This is a genomic window from Phenylobacterium sp., from assembly GCF_965229015.1.
GTDB lineage: Bacteria > Pseudomonadota > Alphaproteobacteria > Caulobacterales > Caulobacteraceae > Phenylobacterium.
Genome location: NZ_CBDDIM010000001.1, coordinates 685,033 through 701,691 on the forward strand (window position 1 = coordinate 685,033; position 16,659 = coordinate 701,691).

28 protein-coding genes are annotated in these 16,659 nt (G+C 67.1%); all 28 read left to right on the forward strand.

Annotation, left to right across the window (positions count from 1 at the left end; translation table 11 throughout):
- Window position 1: 1 nt before the first annotated feature.
- The 28 genes from rpsS to ACO06I_RS03490 all read left to right on the forward strand — a co-directional run bounded on the left by rpsS (window position 2) and on the right by ACO06I_RS03490 (window position 16,630).
- The gene (gene rpsS, locus ACO06I_RS03355) at window positions 2–280 is read left to right on the forward strand and encodes a 30S ribosomal protein S19 (protein ID WP_056730050.1); all 279 of its coding nucleotides are present in this window, start codon (window positions 2–4) and stop codon (window positions 278–280) included.
- A gap of 1 nt (window position 281) precedes the next feature.
- Window positions 282–662 (forward strand): 50S ribosomal protein L22, encoded by a 381-nt coding sequence (gene rplV / locus ACO06I_RS03360; RefSeq protein WP_421931205.1) that lies wholly within the window; start codon window positions 282–284, stop codon window positions 660–662.
- Entirely contained in the window at window positions 662–1,423 is a 762-nt protein-coding gene (gene rpsC, locus ACO06I_RS03365) for a 30S ribosomal protein S3 (protein ID WP_215340963.1), read from the forward strand. Before rplV ends, rpsC begins: the two co-directional genes overlap by 1 nt.
- Before the next feature lie 11 nt (window positions 1,424–1,434).
- The gene (rplP, locus tag ACO06I_RS03370) at window positions 1,435–1,866 is read left to right on the forward strand and encodes a 50S ribosomal protein L16 (RefSeq protein ID WP_421931206.1); all 432 of its coding nucleotides are present in this window, start codon (window positions 1,435–1,437) and stop codon (window positions 1,864–1,866) included.
- Complete coding sequence (rpmC, locus tag ACO06I_RS03375; RefSeq protein WP_421931207.1) at window positions 1,866–2,060, forward strand: 50S ribosomal protein L29; 195 nt, start codon at window positions 1,866–1,868, stop codon at window positions 2,058–2,060. The genes rplP and rpmC overlap by 1 nt, the downstream gene beginning before the upstream one ends.
- Window positions 2,061–2,072: 12 nt before the next feature.
- The gene (gene rpsQ / locus ACO06I_RS03380; protein WP_215340960.1) at window positions 2,073–2,324 is read left to right on the forward strand and encodes a 30S ribosomal protein S17; all 252 of its coding nucleotides are present in this window, start codon (window positions 2,073–2,075) and stop codon (window positions 2,322–2,324) included.
- A gap of 15 nt (window positions 2,325–2,339) precedes the next feature.
- Complete coding sequence (gene rplN / locus ACO06I_RS03385) at window positions 2,340–2,708, forward strand: 50S ribosomal protein L14 (RefSeq protein ID WP_056018090.1); 369 nt, start codon at window positions 2,340–2,342, stop codon at window positions 2,706–2,708.
- Window positions 2,708–3,022: a 50S ribosomal protein L24 gene (gene rplX, locus ACO06I_RS03390; protein WP_215340959.1), complete on the forward strand. Its 315-nt coding sequence runs from the start codon at window positions 2,708–2,710 to the stop codon at window positions 3,020–3,022. Before rplN ends, rplX begins: the two co-directional genes overlap by 1 nt.
- Window positions 3,015–3,575 (forward strand): 50S ribosomal protein L5, encoded by a 561-nt coding sequence (gene rplE, locus ACO06I_RS03395; protein WP_421931208.1) that lies wholly within the window; start codon window positions 3,015–3,017, stop codon window positions 3,573–3,575. The genes rplX and rplE overlap by 8 nt, the downstream gene beginning before the upstream one ends.
- 21 nt (window positions 3,576–3,596) lie before the next feature.
- Window positions 3,597–3,902 carry a 30S ribosomal protein S14 gene (rpsN, locus tag ACO06I_RS03400; protein ID WP_304700154.1) on the forward strand — a complete coding sequence of 102 codons (306 nt, stop codon included), beginning with the start codon at window positions 3,597–3,599 and terminating at the stop codon, window positions 3,900–3,902.
- 10 nt (window positions 3,903–3,912) lie between these two features.
- Window positions 3,913–4,308 carry a 30S ribosomal protein S8 gene (rpsH, locus tag ACO06I_RS03405; protein ID WP_304700156.1) on the forward strand — a complete coding sequence of 132 codons (396 nt, stop codon included), beginning with the start codon at window positions 3,913–3,915 and terminating at the stop codon, window positions 4,306–4,308.
- A 1-nt stretch (window position 4,309) separates the two neighbouring features.
- On the forward strand, window positions 4,310–4,843 hold the full coding sequence (rplF, locus tag ACO06I_RS03410) for a 50S ribosomal protein L6 (RefSeq protein WP_421931209.1): 534 nt from the start codon (window positions 4,310–4,312) through the stop codon (window positions 4,841–4,843).
- A gap of 3 nt (window positions 4,844–4,846) precedes the next feature.
- Entirely contained in the window at window positions 4,847–5,206 is a 360-nt protein-coding gene (gene rplR, locus ACO06I_RS03415) for a 50S ribosomal protein L18 (protein ID WP_421931210.1), read from the forward strand.
- Window positions 5,207–5,216: 10 nt separating this feature from the next.
- On the forward strand, window positions 5,217–5,819 hold the full coding sequence (gene rpsE, locus ACO06I_RS03420; RefSeq protein WP_304700164.1) for a 30S ribosomal protein S5: 603 nt from the start codon (window positions 5,217–5,219) through the stop codon (window positions 5,817–5,819).
- A 5-nt stretch (window positions 5,820–5,824) separates the two neighbouring features.
- Entirely contained in the window at window positions 5,825–6,010 is a 186-nt protein-coding gene (gene rpmD, locus ACO06I_RS03425) for a 50S ribosomal protein L30 (protein WP_215340952.1), read from the forward strand.
- A gap of 107 nt (window positions 6,011–6,117) precedes the next feature.
- Window positions 6,118–6,606: a 50S ribosomal protein L15 gene (rplO, locus tag ACO06I_RS03430; RefSeq protein ID WP_421931211.1), complete on the forward strand. Its 489-nt coding sequence runs from the start codon at window positions 6,118–6,120 to the stop codon at window positions 6,604–6,606.
- A 108-nt stretch (window positions 6,607–6,714) separates the two neighbouring features.
- The gene (gene secY, locus ACO06I_RS03435) at window positions 6,715–8,064 is read left to right on the forward strand and encodes a preprotein translocase subunit SecY (protein WP_421931212.1); all 1,350 of its coding nucleotides are present in this window, start codon (window positions 6,715–6,717) and stop codon (window positions 8,062–8,064) included.
- A gap of 64 nt (window positions 8,065–8,128) precedes the next feature.
- Window positions 8,129–8,698 (forward strand): adenylate kinase, encoded by a 570-nt coding sequence (locus ACO06I_RS03440; protein ID WP_421931213.1) that lies wholly within the window; start codon window positions 8,129–8,131, stop codon window positions 8,696–8,698.
- Window positions 8,699–9,164: 466 nt separating this feature from the next.
- Window positions 9,165–9,533 (forward strand): 30S ribosomal protein S13, encoded by a 369-nt coding sequence (gene rpsM, locus ACO06I_RS03445; RefSeq protein ID WP_215340948.1) that lies wholly within the window; start codon window positions 9,165–9,167, stop codon window positions 9,531–9,533.
- Window positions 9,534–9,545: 12 nt separating this feature from the next.
- Window positions 9,546–9,935, forward strand: a complete 390-nt coding sequence (gene rpsK / locus ACO06I_RS03450; protein WP_056730086.1) for a 30S ribosomal protein S11 — start codon at window positions 9,546–9,548, stop codon at window positions 9,933–9,935.
- 79 nt (window positions 9,936–10,014) lie between these two features.
- Complete coding sequence (locus tag ACO06I_RS03455; RefSeq protein ID WP_421931214.1) at window positions 10,015–11,031, forward strand: DNA-directed RNA polymerase subunit alpha; 1,017 nt, start codon at window positions 10,015–10,017, stop codon at window positions 11,029–11,031.
- 179 nt (window positions 11,032–11,210) lie between these two features.
- Window positions 11,211–11,627: a 50S ribosomal protein L17 gene (gene rplQ / locus ACO06I_RS03460; RefSeq protein ID WP_421931215.1), complete on the forward strand. Its 417-nt coding sequence runs from the start codon at window positions 11,211–11,213 to the stop codon at window positions 11,625–11,627.
- A gap of 296 nt (window positions 11,628–11,923) precedes the next feature.
- Window positions 11,924–13,624, forward strand: a complete 1,701-nt coding sequence (locus ACO06I_RS03465) for a M61 family peptidase (protein ID WP_421931216.1) — start codon at window positions 11,924–11,926, stop codon at window positions 13,622–13,624.
- Between the two features lie 46 nt (window positions 13,625–13,670).
- A complete protein-coding gene (locus ACO06I_RS03470; protein WP_421931217.1) occupies window positions 13,671–14,879 on the forward strand; it encodes an ectonucleotide pyrophosphatase/phosphodiesterase in 1,209 nt (402 codons plus the stop codon).
- 53 nt (window positions 14,880–14,932) lie between these two features.
- The gene (locus ACO06I_RS03475; RefSeq protein WP_421931218.1) at window positions 14,933–15,406 is read left to right on the forward strand and encodes a VOC family protein; all 474 of its coding nucleotides are present in this window, start codon (window positions 14,933–14,935) and stop codon (window positions 15,404–15,406) included.
- Window positions 15,394–15,837: a VOC family protein gene (locus tag ACO06I_RS03480; RefSeq protein ID WP_421931219.1), complete on the forward strand. Its 444-nt coding sequence runs from the start codon at window positions 15,394–15,396 to the stop codon at window positions 15,835–15,837. The genes ACO06I_RS03475 and ACO06I_RS03480 overlap by 13 nt, the downstream gene beginning before the upstream one ends.
- Before the next feature lie 2 nt (window positions 15,838–15,839).
- A complete protein-coding gene (locus tag ACO06I_RS03485) occupies window positions 15,840–16,169 on the forward strand; it encodes an ArsR/SmtB family transcription factor (protein ID WP_421931220.1) in 330 nt (109 codons plus the stop codon).
- Window positions 16,166–16,630 carry an SRPBCC family protein gene (locus ACO06I_RS03490; protein ID WP_421931221.1) on the forward strand — a complete coding sequence of 155 codons (465 nt, stop codon included), beginning with the start codon at window positions 16,166–16,168 and terminating at the stop codon, window positions 16,628–16,630. Before ACO06I_RS03485 ends, ACO06I_RS03490 begins: the two co-directional genes overlap by 4 nt.
- Window positions 16,631–16,659 lie beyond the last annotated feature (29 nt).

Below are 16,659 nucleotides of genomic sequence, written 5' to 3' on the forward strand. Positions count from 1 at the left end.
CATGACCCGTTCCGTCTGGAAAGGTCCGTTCGTCGACGGATACCTGCTCAAGAAGGCCGAGACCGCCCAAGGGTCCGGCCGCAAGGACGTGATCAAGACCTGGTCGCGCCGCTCCACCATCATGCCGCAGTTCGTCGGTCTGACGTTCGGCGTGCACAACGGCCAGAAGCACGTCCCCGTGCTGGTCAGCGAAGACATGGTCGGCATGAAGCTCGGTGAGTTCGCGCCCACCCGGTACTTCCCCGGCCACGCCGCCGACAAGAAGGCGAAGAGGAAGTAGCATGTCCAAGCAAGCGAAACCCCGTCGGCTCGAGGCCGCTGAAGCCATGGCCAAGGTGCGCACCCTGCGCACCTCGGCTCAGAAGCTGAACCTCGTGGCCCAGTCGATCCGCGGCCTGAAGGTGCAGCGGGCCCTGAACGAACTCGAGTTCAGCCCCAAGCGCATCGCCCAGGACGTCCGCAAGGCGCTCTATTCGGCGATCTCCAACGCCGAGAACAACCACAACCTCGACATCGACTCGCTCGTCGTCGCCGAGGCCTTCGTGGGCAAGAACCTGGTGATGAAGCGTTTCGCCGCCCGCGCTCGCGGCCGTGCGTCGCGCATTGAAAAGCCGTTCAGCGAGATCACCATCGTGGTCCGCGAACTGGGTGAGGCTGCCTGATGGGTCAGAAAGTAAATCCGGTCGGGCTTCGCCTCGGCATCAACCGTACCTGGGACAGCCGTTGGTTCGCCGACGGTCCGGAGTACGGCAAGCTGCTGCACGAAGACATCAAGGTCCGTAAGATGCTGAAGAAGCGTCTCTATCAGGCCGGCGTCTCGCGCATCATCATCGAGCGTCCGCACAAGAAGTGCCGCATCACCATCTATGCCGCGCGCCCTGGCGTGATCATCGGCAAGAAGGGTGCGGACATCGACAAGCTCCGCAAGGACGTCAACACCATCACCGACGGCGAGGTTCACCTGAACATCGTCGAGATCCGCAAGCCCGAGACCGACGCTCAACTGGTGGCCGAGAACATCGCCCAGCAGCTGGAACGCCGGATCGCCTTCCGCCGCGCCATGAAGCGCTCGCTGCAAAGCGCGCTGCGTCTGGGCGCCAAGGGGATGCGGGTCGAAGTGGCCGGCCGCCTCGGCGGGGCCGAAATCGCGCGGACCGAGAGCTATCACGAGGGCCGCGTTCCGCGTCACACCCTGCGGGCCGACATCGACTACGGCGTCACCGAAGCCAAGACCACCTACGGCATCATCGGCGTGAAGGTCTGGGTCTTCAAAGGCGAAGTCCTCGACCATGACCCGATGGCGCTGGACAAGCGTCTGGCCACCGAATCCGGCCCGGCCGGCGAAGGCGGCGGACGTGACCGTTCGGGCGACCGTCCGGACCGTGGGCCGCGCCGTGACCGTCGCGACCAGGCCGGAGCGTAGGATCCAGAGCTATGCTGTCACCGAAGAAAACCAAGTACCGCAAGCAGTTCAAGGGCAAGATCCACGGGAACTCGAAGGGCGGCTTCACGCTGAACTTCGGCTCCTACGGTCTGAAGACCATTGAGCCCGAGCGGATCACCGCCCGCCAGATCGAAGCCGCCCGTCGCGCGATCACTCGCCAGATGAAGCGTCAAGGTCGGGTCTGGATCCGGATCTTCCCGGACGTTCCCGTCACCGACAAGCCCGCCGAAGTCCGGATGGGCAAGGGCAAGGGCGCGGTCGAGTACTGGGCCGCGCGCGTCGCGCCGGGCCGGATCATGTTCGAAATCGACGGCGTGCCGGACGATGTGGCCCGTGAAGCCCTGCGCCTCGGCGCGGCCAAGCTCCCGGTGAAGACCCGCATCGTCACGCGGATCGAAACCGTCACGGCGGAGGCCGCGTGATGAAGATTGCAGACGTCCGGGGCATGACCCCCGATCAATTGGCCGAGTCCCTGCTGAACCTGAAGAAGGAGCAGTTCAACCTGCGCTTCCAGGCCGCCACGGGCCAGGTCGAGAAGACCCACCGCTCGAACGAAGTCCGCAAGGACATCGCGCGGATCAAGACCATCCTGCGCGCCAAGCAGGCTGCGGCTTAAGGAGAACGACACATGCCCAAGCGAATTCTCGAAGGCGTCGTCGTCTCCGACAAGGGTGACAAGACGCTCGTGGTGAAGGTCGAACGGACCTTCCTGCACCCGGTGCTGAAGAAGACCGTCCGTCGGTCCAAGAAGTACCACGCCCATGACGAGGCCAACGTCTACAAGGCCGGCGAGATCGTCCGCATCATCGAATGCGCGCCGAAATCGAAAACCAAGACCTGGGAAGCGCTGCCTAAGGCCGCCGCTGTCCAGGGCTCGTAAGGAAAGTCTGATCCCATGATCCAGATGCAGACTAACCTCGAAGTCGCCGACAATTCCGGCGCCCGTCGTGTGATGTGCATCAAGGTGCTCGGCGGCGCTGGCCGTCGTTACGCCGGCGTGGGCGACAAGATCGTCGTCTCCGTCAAGGAAGCCATCCCGCGCGGTCGCGTGAAGAAGGGCGACGTCCTTCAGGCCATCGTCGTGCGCACGTCCTCCGCCATCAAGCGCAAGGACGGCTCGGTGATCCGGTTCGACAAGAACGCGGCCGTGATCGTGAACAAGCAAAGCGAGCCGATCGGCACGCGGATCTTCGGCCCGGTTCCCCGTGAACTGCGCGCCAAGAACCACATGAAGATCATTTCCCTCGCGCCTGAGGTGCTGTGATGGCCGCGAAGATCAAGAAGGGGGATCGCGTCGTGATCCTCGCCGGCAAGGACAAGGGCCGCCAAGGCGCCGTCCTGAAGGTCATGCCCAAGGAAGAGCGTGTCGTGGTGGAAGGCCTGAACCTGGTTCAGCGTCACACCCGCCCGACCCAAGCCGATCCCCAGGGCGGTATCAAGAGCAAGGAAGCCGCGCTGCACGTCTCGAACGTCGCGATCGTGGACTCCAAGGGCAAGCCGACCCGCGTCGGTTTCCGTGTCGATGGCGACAAGAAGGTCCGCGTCGCCAAGACGACCGGTGAGGTGATCAATGGCTGAGCAAGCTTACGAGCCGCGGCTGAAGTCCGAATATCGCCAGCGCATCCGCGCGGTGATGAAGGAACAGTTCGGCTATACCAACGAGATGCAGATCCCCAAGCTGGACAAGATCGTCCTGAACATGGGTATCGGCGAGGCCGTGGCCGACTCCAAGAAGGTCAATGCGGCCATCGCGGACCTGGCCAAGATCGCCGGCCAGAAGCCGCTGCCCACCAAGGCCCGTAACTCCATCGCCGGCTTCAAGCTGCGCGAAGGCATGGTCGTCGGGGCGAAGGTCACCCTGCGCGCCGACCGCATGTACGAGTTCCTGGACCGTCTGATCACCATCGCTCTGCCGCGGGTGAAGGACTTCCGGGGCCTGAAGCCGACCTCGTTCGACGGTCGTGGCAACTACGCCATGGGTCTGAAGGAGCACATCGTGTTCCCGGAGATCAACTACGACCAAATCGACCAAATGTGGGGCATGGACATCATCGTCGCCACGACAGCGAAGACCGATGACGAAGCGCGCGCGCTTCTCAAGGAATTCCAATTCCCGTTCGTTCAAGCGTAACCGGCGGGAAGGAAAGAACAGATGGCTAAGAAAAGCGCCGTAAACCGCAACGAGATGGTCAAGAAGCTCGTCAAGCAATACGCCAGCAAGCGCGATGCGCTGAAGGCGGTTGCGAACAACGAGAGCCTGCCCCTCGAAGAACGCTTCGAGGCTCGCCTCAAGCTTGCCGAGCTGCCGCGCAACTCGTCCAAGACCCGCATCCGCAATCGATGCGAAGTCACCGGGCGTCCGCGGGCCTATTACCGCAAGCTCCGTATGAGCCGGATCGCCCTGCGCGATCTGGGATCGAGTGGCCAGATTCCTGGCCTCGTGAAGTCGAGCTGGTGAGGAGGGTCTCATGGTGAACGACCCCGTTGGCGATATGATCGCCCGCATCAAGAACGCCGCCACGCGCGGCCGTGCGAAAGTCATGTGCCCGGCCTCGAAGATGCGCGCGCGCGTCCTCGACGTCCTGGCCGACGAAGGCTACATCCGCGGCTACCACCTGGTGCAGCAGCCCGGCGCCTTCCCGGAATTCGAAATCGAGCTGAAGTACTTCGATGGCCAGCCGGTCATCGTGGAAATCCGCCGGATTTCGAAGCCTGGCCGTCGCGTCTATTCGTCGATCTCTGATCTGAAGCCCGTGAAGAACGGTCTTGGGATCTCGATCCTGTCGACGCCCAAGGGCGTCATGTCCGACACGGCCGCTCGCGACGCGAACGTGGGCGGCGAAGTCCTCTGCAGGGTCTACTAGAATGTCCCGTATCGGAAAGAAGGCGGTCGCCGTCCCCTCCGGGGTCACGGTCACCATCTCCGGTCAGACCATCGAGGTGAAGGGGCCCAAGGGCCAACTCTCCTGGACCCTGCCCGAAGAGATCGTGGTCAAGCACGAGGGCGCCGAGCTCAACCTGACCAAGTCGGTCGAGAACACCCGGGCGCAAGCCATGTGGGGCCTCTCGCGGACCCTGGTCGGCAACATGGTCATCGGCGTCACCACCGGTTTCGAGAAGACTCTCGAGCTGGTCGGCGTCGGTTATCGGGCCGCGATGAAGGGCGAAGCGCTCTCCATGCAGCTCGGCTTCAGCCATGACGTGGATGTGCCCCCGCCCAGCGGGATCACCTTCGCGGTGCCCAAGCAAACCGAAATCAAGATCAGCGGCATCGACAAGCAGGTCGTTGGCGAGATCGCCTCGCAGATCCGCCGGCTCCGGCCCCCCGAGCCCTACAAGGGCAAGGGCGTCCGCTATGCGGGCGAAGTGGTCCGTCGCAAGGAAGGCAAGAAGAAGTAGGTCATGGCTCTTACTCCTCGTGACACCGCCAAGCGCCGCGCTGAGCGCACGCGCATCCGCCTGCGGTCGCTGGCCAACGGGCGTCCGCGCCTGTCGGTCTTCCGCTCGTCCAAGAACATCTACGCCCAGATCATCGACGATGCTCGCGGCGTGACCCTGGCCGCCGCGTCCTCGCTGGAAGGCGACGACAAGAAGGCCAAGGGCTCGGACAAGGACGCCGCCGCCCGCGTCGGCGCCCTGGTCGCCCAGCGCGCCATCGAAAAGGGCGTCAAGGACGTCGTCTTCGATCGCGGTGGCTACATTTACCACGGCCGGGTCAAGGCCCTCGCCGACGCCGCGCGCGAAGCCGGCCTGAACTTCTAGGGGTACGCAGATGGCTCGTGGAAACTCACAAGGCGGCGGCGGCGACAATCGCCGCGATCGCAACCGCGGCAACCCCGCTGAAGAGCGCGCCGATTCCGACATCGTCGAGAAGCTGGTGCACATCAACCGCGTCGCCGCCACCGTGAAGGGGGGCCGTCGTTTCTCGTTCGCCGCCCTCATGATCGTCGGCGACCAGAAGGGCCGCGTGGGCTTTGGGCATGGCAAGGCGCGTGAAGTGCCCGAAGCCATCCGCAAGGCCACCGAGGAAGCCAAGAAGACGATGATCCGCGTGCCGCTCCGCGAGAGCCGCACCCTGCACCACGACGGCAATGGCCGTTGGGGCGCCGGCAAGGTCATGGTCCGCTCGGCCCCTCCGGGCACCGGCGTCATCGCCGGCGGTCCGATGCGCGCCGTGCTCGAAACCCTGGGCGTCCAGGACGTGGTCGGCAAGTCGGTCGGTTCGTCCAACCCCTACAACATGGTGCGCGCGACCTTCGAGGCGCTGAAGGCTCAGTCTTCGCCCCGTCAGGTCGCCGCCAAGCGCGGCAAGAAGGTCGCTGACGTGATCGGCCGCCGCGCCGACGGCGCCAGCGCCGCCGCCGACGGAGAATAAGAACCATGGCTACTGTCACTGTTCGTCAGACCGGCAGCCCGCTCCGCCGCACCAAGGATCAGCGCGCCACGCTCGTGGGCCTGGGCCTGAACAAGATGGGCCGTGTCTCCACCCTGGAGGACACCCCCTCGGTGCGCGGCATGATCGCCAAGGTCGCCCACATGCTTGAAGTGGTCGAGACCAAGGCCTAAAGGCCTGCACAAGACTTCGAAGGGCGGCGCTTGCGCCGCCCTTCTGACATTTCCATCAGCCGAGTCGGGCGCGAGCCCGGCGATTGATCTCCAAGGAGAGGCGTCACATGACCAAGCTCAATGAACTGAAGCCGCGCGAAGGCTCCACCAAGAACCGCATGCGCGTTGGCCGCGGTGAAGGTTCCGGCAAGGGCAAGACCGGCGGCCGCGGCGTCAAGGGCCAGAAGGCGCGCTCCGGCGTCGCCATCGCCGGCTTCGAAGGCGGCCAGATGCCGCTGCACATGCGCATGCCCAAGCGCGGGTTCAACAATCCCAACGCGCTGAAGTTCGCCGAAGTGAACTTCTGGCGTCTCGAGCAGGCGATCGCCGCCGGCAAGCTCGACGCCAAGAAGCCCATCGACGCCAAGGTCCTGGTGGCCTCCGGCATCGTGCGCCGCGAACTGGACGGCGTGCGCCTGCTGGGCAAGGGCGTCCTGAGCTCCAAGATCGACATCACCGTCCATTCGGCCTCGGCCGCGGCCAAGGCCGCTGTCGAGAAGGCCGGCGGCAAGGTCACCACGACCGCGCCCGTCGCCGCCGAATCGGCCGAAGCCTAAGACCCTCCGTCCGTCCCTTCCCGCAAACGGGGAGGGATGGCGGGCGTCAGATGACACCGCCGGTCGGACGCCCTATGTACGACCGGTCTCAAAGCTTCGGGGTACCCTATGGCTTCGGCCGCCGAACAGCTCGCCGCCAACATGAACTTCGGCGCCTTCTCCAAGGCGACCGAGCTTCACAAGCGTATCACCTTCACCATCATGGCGATGGTGGTCTACCGGCTCGGGACCTACATCCCGATCCCCGGCATCGACATCGCCGCCTTCGAGCAGGCCTTCCAGGGCCAGTCGCAGGGCATCCTGGGCATGTTCAACATGTTCTCGGGCGGCGCCGTGCAGCGGATGGCGATCTTCGCCCTCAATGTCGGCCCCTACATCTCGGCCTCGATCATCGTGCAGCTGCTGGGGACGGTCTATCCGCCCTGGGAGAAGCTGCGGAAGGAAGGCGGGGAGGCGGGCCGCAAGACCCTGAACCAGTACACCCGCTACCTGACGGTCGTCCTGGCCCTGCTGCAGTCCTTCGGGATCGCCATCGGGCTGCAGAACAGCCAGGGCCTGGTGAACAATCCCGGCGTCTTCTTCCTGGTCTCCACGGTCGTGACGCTCACCGGCGGCACCCTGTTCCTGATGTGGCTGGGCGAGCAGATCACCAGCCGCGGGGTCGGCAACGGCGTCTCGCTGATCATCTTCGCCGGTATCGTCGCGGTCCTGCCGCGCGGCATCTTCCAGATGTTCTCCATGACCCGGACCGGGGCCCTGCCGGCCGCGGCCCTGTTCCTGATCACCGCGCTGGCCATCGGCGTGGTGCTGGTCATCGTCTTCATGGAGCGCTCCCAGCGCCGGCTTTTGGTGCAATATCCCAAGCGCCAGCAGGGCAACCGCATGTTCGGCGGCGACACCTCGTTCCTGCCGCTGAAGATCAACACCTCGGGCGTGATCCCGCCGATCTTCGCCTCGTCCCTGCTGCTGCTGCCGGCCACGGCTATGAGCTTCCTGGCCAACGCCGACCTGCCCAGCTACCTGCAGTGGATGCCCACCGTGGTGGGTCAGCTCCAGCACGGCCGCCCGGCCTTCATGGTGCTGTACGGCGCCCTGATCGTGTTCTTCTGCTTCTTCTACACCTCGGTCGTCTTCAATCCGGAGGACACCGCCGAGAACCTCCGCAAGTACGGCGGCTTCCTGCCCGGCATCCGGCCCGGCAAGCGCACGGCGGAGTATCTGGACTTCGTCCTGACCCGCCTGACCGTCGTCGGCGCGGCCTATATCACCGTGGTCTGCCTGCTGCCGGAGGCGCTGATCGCCTTCTACAACGCGCCCTTCTATCTGGGCGGCACCTCGATCCTCATCGTGGTGAGCGTGACCATGGACACCGTGACCCAGATCCAGTCGCATCTTCTGGCCCACCAATATGAGGGCCTGATCAAGAAGTCGAAGCTGCGGGGCGGACGCGGTCGCTAGACGCCGCGCCACCAAATTTGACGCCGGTCATGGGGATGGCCGGCGGGGAGGGGATATTTAAGTCATGAATTTGATTCTGTTCGGACCGCCGGCCGCCGGCAAGGGCACCCAGGCCAAGCGGCTGGTGGATGGCCGAAACATGGTCCAGCTATCCACCGGCGACATGCTGCGCGCCGCCATCGCCTCGGGCTCCGAGCTCGGCAAGAAGGTGGCGGGCGTCATGGAGCGCGGCGAGCTGGTGACCGACGAGATCGTCATCGCCCTGATCGAGGAACGCCTGCCGGAGACCGAGGCCGCCGGCGGCGCCATCTTCGACGGCTTCCCCCGCACCCTGGCCCAGGCCAAGGCCCTCGACGAGATGCTGGCCAAGCGCGGCAAGAAGATCGACCTGGTCGTCCGCCTGAAGGTGGACGACGCGGCCCTGATCGAGCGCATCGCCGGCCGCTTCGCCGAATCCGGCCGCCCCGACGACAACCCGGAAAGCTTCAAGGTCCGGCTGTCGGCCTATAACGACAACACCGCGCCGCTGCTGCCCTATTACGAGGGCCAGAAGAAGCTGGCGCAGGTCGACGGCATGGGGTCGATCGACACCGTCGCCGCGGCCATCGACAAGGCCCTGGACGCCCCGCGCTAGGGGCGGGGACCCGCTTCATCGTCACGCAGCTCCCGGGCTCGTCCCGGGGCTCCAGGACCGCCGCCGCGCCCGACAGGCGCCGGCGGCGTCTTGCGTTCGCACCGCGCCTCTCCGAGCTGATGAACCTGGCCAAGCCCGGGGGCGGGCGGTCGCCGCGTATCCCCCTTCCGCGTCGCGGAATCGATTCGAAACGCCGCGCCGGGCCGTGGCGCCCGGCCCGGGGACTTGTTTTCGCCGTGAAAGTCGCGCGATGATCGTGCCAAGCCCCCGCCTGGACCCCAGGGGAGGGCGGGCCGTGCGCGCAAGAGCCCAAAGAAGGTCATTTTCCGGCGCTTCCGGCATTGACGGAAACGCAACTGTCCCTATAACGGGCCGCTTCCGCGAAACGCGCGAGGGACGTGCCGGCCTCCCAACTTGGGCCGGGGCGTTGTTCGCGCTTCTCTGCGTGACCAGGAGAATACCCCAAGTGGCCCGCATCGCCGGCGTAAACATCCCGACTAACAAGCGCGTCGTCATCGCGCTTCAGTACATCCATGGCATCGGCCAGGCGAAAGCCGCCGAGATCGTCCAGAAGGTTGGCATCGAAGACGCTCGTCGCGTCAACCAGCTGACGGACGCCGAGGTGCTGCAGATCCGTGAAGCCATCGACCGTGACTACACGGTGGAAGGCGACCTGCGTCGCGAGACGGCGGTCAACATCAAGCGTCTGATGGACCTGGCCTGCTATCGCGGCCTGCGTCACCGCAAGGGCCTGCCGGTCCGCGGCCAGCGCACCCACACGAACGCTCGGACCCGCAAGGGCCCGGCCAAGCCGATCGCCGGCAAGAAGAAGTAAGAAAGCTAGTCGATGGCCAAGGAACCGGCGCGCGTCAAACGTCGCGAACGCAAGAACATCACCTCGGGCGTGGCGCACGTGAACGCCTCGTTCAACAACACCATGATCACCATCACCGACGCCCAGGGGAACACCATCTCCTGGTCTTCCGCCGGGATGATGGGTTTCAAGGGCTCCCGGAAGTCCACGCCCTACGCCGCCCAGATGGCGGCCGAGGACGCGGGCAAGAAGGCCGCCGAGCACGGCGTGAAGACCCTCGAAGTGAACGTCTCCGGCCCGGGTTCCGGGCGGGAATCGGCGCTTCGCGCTCTGCAGTCGGTGGGCATGACGATCACCACCATCCGCGACGTGACCCCCATTCCGCACAACGGCTGCCGGCCGCCCAAGCGCCGGCGAGTCTGAGTACCGAAGTACTGCTATCCCCCTTCGCCGGACCGCGTAAGCCGCGTCCGGCGATCCTGCGTTCGAGGGACACCTATCCGTGATCGAAAGAAACTGGAACGAGCTCATCCGTCCCGAGAAGCCGATGATCGAGACCGGCGCCGACGCGAACCGCAAGGCGCGTCTGGTGGCCGAACCTCTCGAGCGCGGCTTCGGTGTGACGCTGGGCAACAGCCTGCGCCGCGTTCTTCTATCCTCGCTGCAAGGCGCCGCTGTGACGGCCGTGCAGATCGACGGCGTCGTGCATGAATTCTCCTCGCTGGAAGGCGTGCGGGAAGACGTGGTCGACATCGTCCTGAACATCAAGCAACTGGCCCTGCGCATGCACGCCGAGGGCCCCAAGCGCATGACCCTGCGCGCCACCGGCCCCGGCACGGTGACCGCTGGTCAGATCGAGGCCGGCTCGGACATCGAGATCCTCAACCCTGACCACGTGCTCTGCACCCTGGACGACGGCGCCCAGGTGCGCATGGAGTTCACCGTGCACAACGGCAAGGGCTACGTCCCGGCCGACCAGAACCGTCCGGAAGACGCCCCCATCGGCCTGATCGCCGTGGACAGCCTCTATTCGCCGGTCAAGCGCGTCGCCTATCGTGTCGAGCCGACCCGTCAGGGCCAGAGCCTCGACTACGACAAGCTGATCATGGAAGTGGAAACCAACGGCGCCATCTCGCCGGTGGACGCGGTGGCCTACGCCGCCCGCATCCTGCAAGACCAGCTGCAGATCTTCATCACCTTCGAAGAGCCGAAGAAGAAGGTCGAAGGCGAGGCCAAGCCGGAACTGCCGTTCAACCCGGCGCTGCTGAAGAAGGTCGACGAGCTCGAGCTCTCGGTCCGTTCGGCCAACTGCCTGAAGAACGACAACATCGTCTACATCGGCGACCTGATCCAGAAGACGGAGGCGGAAATGCTCCGCACCCCGAACTTCGGCCGCAAGTCGCTGAACGAGATCAAGGAAGTGCTCGCGGGCATGAACCTGCATCTCGGCATGGACGTGCCCAACTGGCCGCCGGAAAACATCGAAGAGCTGGCCAAGAAGTTCGAAGACCAGATGTAAGAAGACCGCGCCGGCTCCGGACCGCCTCGGCGGTCCGGGCCCACTGAAGCCGCACCAGCGGTGGAGGGTCCCGGCGCTTCGTGGTGACCCAGGCGGGAGCAGGCTGGGATTGATCAGGTAGGACGACCTTCCGGAGATCGGGAGCGTCCAAGCGGACCAGACGGTCCAGGAGATATGAGATGCGCCACGGTAACGCCCACCGCAAACTGGGTCGGACCTCCGCCCACCGTACCGCCATGTTCGCCAATATGGCGGCGAGCCTGATCAAGCACGAGCAGATCGTGACCACCCTGCCGAAGGCCAAGGAACTCCGCCCCGTGGTGGAGAAGCTGGTGACGCTCGCCAAGCGCGGCGACCTGCACGCCCGTCGCCAGGCCATCAGCAAGGTCCGCGACGTCGAACAGGTCGGCAAGCTCTTCGCCGTCATCGGTCCGCGCTACAAGGCCCGCAACGGCGGCTATATCCGCGTCCTGAAGGCCGGCTTCCGCTACGGCGACAACGCGGCCCTGGCCGTGATCGAGTTCGTCGACCGTGACCCGGCCGAAAAGGGCAAGGACTCCGGCCCCGCTCAGGACGCCTCCTTCACCGAGGACTGAGCCGAACGGCCCATTCAAGTTCAGAAGCCCCGGACAGCGATGTCCGGGGTTTTTGCGTTTGGGGTTGCGGGCCTTGGCCGCCGAAGACCCGCAAACCACCGGTGTCATCCCGGAAACGCGCAGCGTTGTCCGGGACCCAGACGCGCGGGGTCTTCAGGAGGGATCGGCGAGTATGGGTCCCGCACTTCCGCGGCTTCGCCGCTGCATGCGGGATGACACCCAGGGAAATCCCGTCTCGGCGGTCTTCCCCCGATTGAGGCAGCATGGCTAAGCTTCCGCGGAGCACAGGAGGGGTCATGCGGGCTTGGGGTTTGGCGGCGGCGGCGGTGTTGGCGGCCAGCGGGGCGCGGGCGGCGGACGCGCCGGTGGCCTATCGGGTGTCGCCGGTGATGCAGGCGGGCGCGCTGAACGCCCTGGCGGTGGAGGTGGCCTTCCGGGGCGACGCCGACGGCGAGACCCGCCTGGACTTGCCCGATCACTGGGCCGAGGGGGAGGACCTGTCGCGGCTGGTCACCCAGCTGCAGGTCCAGGGGGCCACCCTGGAGCCCGGTGCAGGCTCCGCGCGCGTGCTGCGCCATAGGCCTGGTGCGCCGATCCGGGTCTCCTACCGGTTCGCGGTGACCGGCGAACCCGGCCGCGACCACCTGAAGGGCGAGCCCGTGGTGCGCCCCACCTGGTTCATGGCCCACGGCGAGGCGATCTTCGCCGCCCCGGCCGGACGCCAGGCGGCGCTAGCCCGGTTCGCCTGGGGCCCGCGTCCCGCCGGCTGGGCCCTGGTCTCGGACCTCGATCACCTGGCGCGCCGTCCGGGGCGGGTTTCCGACGTCGCCGAAAGCGTGGTGGTGGGCGCGACCGAGCTGAAGGTGGTCGAGCGCCGGCTGGGCCGCGCGCCCCTGCGGGTGGCCGTGCTGGGTTCCTGGCCCTCGCCCCCGGAGCGGCTGGCGGACATGGCCGCCAGGATCATGCTCGCCGAGCACGCGCTGTGGCGAGACCAACCCAGGCCCTTCCTGATCACGGTGACGCCCCTGGCCGGCGGGGAGGGCGGATCCTATTCCTCGACGGGCTCGGGGAAGGGGGACGCCTTCGCCATCGAGTCCACCACCAACCGCGATCCGGCCCAGGACCCCCACTTCCTGGCCCACGAATACATGCACAGCTGGATCGCCAACCAGCTGGGCGGCCTGCCGGAGACGGACGAGGCGCGGGACTACTGGTTCAGCGAGGGCTTCACCGACTTCTACGCGACCCGCGTGCTGCTGGCCTCGGGGATCTGGTCGCTGGAGGACTACGTCGCTCGCTACAACGAGGTCCTGACCCGGTACGACGGCTCCCCGGCCCGCAACTTCACCGCCGACCAGGTGATGGCGGTGTTCTGGAGTGACCAGGACGCCCAGCAGTCCCCCTATGACCGCGGCCGCCTGCTGGCGCTGACCTGGGACCGGGCGGTTCGCGAGGCCAGCGGCGGGCGGCTGTCCCTGGACGACGTGATGCGCCGGCAGCGGGACGCGGTGCGGGCGGGGACGGCCAAGGGGACGGGGGCGGCCCTGTTCCCGGACATGCTGACCGCCGTCGCGCCCGAGATCCCCGTGCGGGCGGATCTGGAACGCCACGTGACCCGGGGCGAGACCGTCCGCCTCCAGCCCGGCGCGTTCGGAGCCTGCCTGGCGATCTCCAGCCAGCAGGTTCCGGTGTTCGACCGGGGCTTCGACGGCGCCAAGAGCGGCCAGACCGGGATCATCACCGGCGTCGATCCGGCGGGGCCGGCCTATGCCGCGGGCCTGCGGGACGGGATGAAGCGCCTGGGCCGGGAAGGGGGCAAGGAGGGCGACAGCCGGGTTCCCATCGGCTACCGCGTGGCCGGGTCCGACGGCGCGCTGCGGCTGATCCGGTACCTGCCGCAGGGCAAGGCGAGCTTCGATCTGCAGGTGGTCTCGGTGCTTCCGGACCTCAGCGCCGCGCAGAGGGCGGCCTGCGTGAAGGATCTGTCGGGCGGCTGAGGCTTTCGGCCTCGGGCCTGTCACGGACCTCGGCTAGAGAGGGCCGATGCGCACCCTGCTCCTTCGCCTGATCGCCGCCCTCTGGCTCGTCGCCCTGCCGGCGGCCGCGGCCGAAAGGCCCCTGGTGATCCTGATCTCCATGGACGGCTTCCGCGCCGACTATCTGGACCGGGGGATCACCCCGAACCTGTCGCGGCTGGCGGCGGAGGGTGCGCGGGGGGCGGTGCGACCGTCCTTCCCCTCCAAGACCTATCCCAACCACTACACCCTGGTGACCGGGCTGCGGCCCGACCACCACGGCCTGGTGGACAACGTGATGATCGATCCCCTGATCCCCGGGGTCACCTTCAGCCTGGGGGACCGGGCGACGGTGAAGGATCCCCGCTGGTGGAACGACGCCACCCCGCTGTGGGTCACCGCCGAACGCCAGGGGGTGCGGTCGGCCAGCGTTTTCTGGCCCGGCTCGGAGACGGCGATCCAGGGCGCGCAGCCGACCTACTGGCTGACCTACGACCAGAGCGTGAGCGCCGAGGCCCGGGTGGACCAGGTTCTGGCCTGGCTCGACCTGCCGGCCGATCGTCGGCCCGGCTTCGTGAGCCTCTATTTCGACGAGACCGACACCGCCGGCCACCATGACGGACCCGATAGCGCGGCCCTGAACGCCGCCGTGGCCCACACCGACGCGGCCATCGGGCGTCTGACCGCGGGCCTGAAGGCGCGGGGGCTGGCCGCCGACCTGGTGATCACCGCCGACCACGGCATGGCGGCGGTCGCGCCCGAGCGCGCCATCTATGTCGAGGACCTCCTGGCCGACAGCGCAGCGCGGCGGGTGGCCATGGGGGCCTTCATGACCGTGATCCCTGCGCCGGGGCGCACTCCGGAGGTGGAGAAGGCGCTGCTAGGCGGCCACCCCCACATGACCTGCTGGCGCAAGGGCGAGATCCCGGCCCGCTACCATTTCGGAACCCACCGGCGCGTCCCGCCGATCTTCTGCCTGCCGCAGACCGGTTGGGAGATCACCACGCGGGCGGCGGCGGCCAAGACGCCGATCGAGGGCGGGGCGCACGGATACGATCCCTATGCGCCCGAGATGGCGGCGGTGTTCGTGGCCCAGGGGCCCCACATCCGCCGGGGCGTCCGGCTGCGCACCGTGAACAATGTGGACGTCTATCCCCTGGTGGCCCGGCTACTGGGAATCCGGGGCGAGCCTGGAGACGGGAAGCTCTCGGGGCTCGAAAGGGCTCTTGACAGATAATTATCAAAAGATAGAAATATTCCGGAATTGAGAACATAATCCGGATGCCGCCCATGGCCCGCCCCGCCGTCAGTCCCGTGATCTGGTACCGCGACCCCCGCGCGGCGCTGGCCTGGCTGGAGACGGCCTTCGGTTTCGAGACCACCCTGGTGGTGGACGACGGGGCCGGCGGGATCATCCATTCCGAGACCATGATCGAGGGCGGGGTGGTGATGGTGGTGGGGCCGCCCCGCGGCCACGCCGTCAGCCCCTTGGCCTTCGGCGGCCGCGCGACCCAGTCGGTTCACGTGCAACTGGCCGAGGGGCTCGACGCCCATTGCGAACGGGCCCGCGCGGCCGGGGCCCGCATCGAGCGGGAGCCGGAGACCCAGGCCTATGGCGATCGCGTCTACACCTGCCTCGATCCAGAGGATCATCCCTGGTCCTTCGGACAGACGGTCCAGGCCCTGACCCAGGACCAGGTGGCCAAGGCCACCGGCCACGACATCGCAACCTCACTCCAAGGAGCAGACCCATGGCGCGGATGAGTTCGGCCCTGGTCTACCAGGACCCCAGGGCGGCCATCGACTGGCTGCAGAAGGCCTTCGGGCTGGAGCTGACCATGCTGTTGGAGGACGCCGACGGCAATGTCGCCCACTCCCAGCTCAGCTTCGGCGACAGCATGGTGATGGTCGGCTCGGAGTGGTCGGAGGACCACAAGAGCCCCAGGTCCATCGGCGGCAAGAACACCCAGACGGTCAGCCTGCAGATCGACGACGATATCGACGCCCACTGCGCGCGGGCCCGCGCCGCCGGGGCGGAGATCTATGCCGAGCCGCAGACCCAGTTCTATGGCGACCGCACCTATCGCTGCCGCGATCCGGAGGGGCACATCTGGAACGTCGCCCAGACCGTGGCCGTGGTGAGCCGGGAGGAGGCCGAGGCCGCCAGCGGGCTGAAGATCACGGGCTGGGTCTGACCTTGCCCCAGGCCCAGCTCGACAGGACGCTCGCCGCGCTGGCCGATCCGCACCGGCGCCGGGTGGTGGATCTGCTGAGCCGGGGGCCGCGGCCGGCGGGCGACCTGGCCCGCGAGCTTGGCCTGCCGGCGCCCGCCATGAGCCGCCACCTGCGCACCCTGCGCGAGAGCGGCCTGGTGGAGGAGTCCCATCCGCCCTTCGACGCGCGCGTGCGCATCTACGCCCTGAGGCCCGAACCCATGACCCACCTGATACGCTGGCTGGAGGAGAGCGAGCGGCTGTGGAGCGAACAGCTGCTGGCCTTCAAGGCCCATGTCGAGAAGGCGCCGTGACCTCGAAGGTCTTCGTCGCCCTGCGGGTGAAGGCGACGCCGGAGCGGGCCTTCGAGATCTTCGTCGGCGAGATCGGCGCCTGGTGGAAGCCCAACGGCCTCTTCCAGACCACGCCGCGGCCGCCGGGTGTCCTGGCCTTCGAGCCCGGGGCGGGCGGGCGGCTGATCGAGACCCTGGCCAACGGCAAGGTGTTCGAGATCGGGCGCATCACCGCCTGGGAGCCGCCGCACCGGCTGGAATTCTCCTGGCGGCAGGCGAACTTCCCGCCGGAGCTTAAGACGGAGGTGGAGGTGCGGTTCGAGGCGGTCGGGGCGGAGACGCGGGTCAGTATCGAGCATCGCGGCTTCCACCAGGTTCCGGCCGACAGCGCCGCCCGCCACGGCTTCCCCGACCAGGTCCTGCTGATGCGGCTGGCCGAATGGTGGCAGGCGCTGCTGGCCAGCTACGCGCGGACGGCATAACGCGGTTGCGTGAGTTCTTGTTTTGTTTC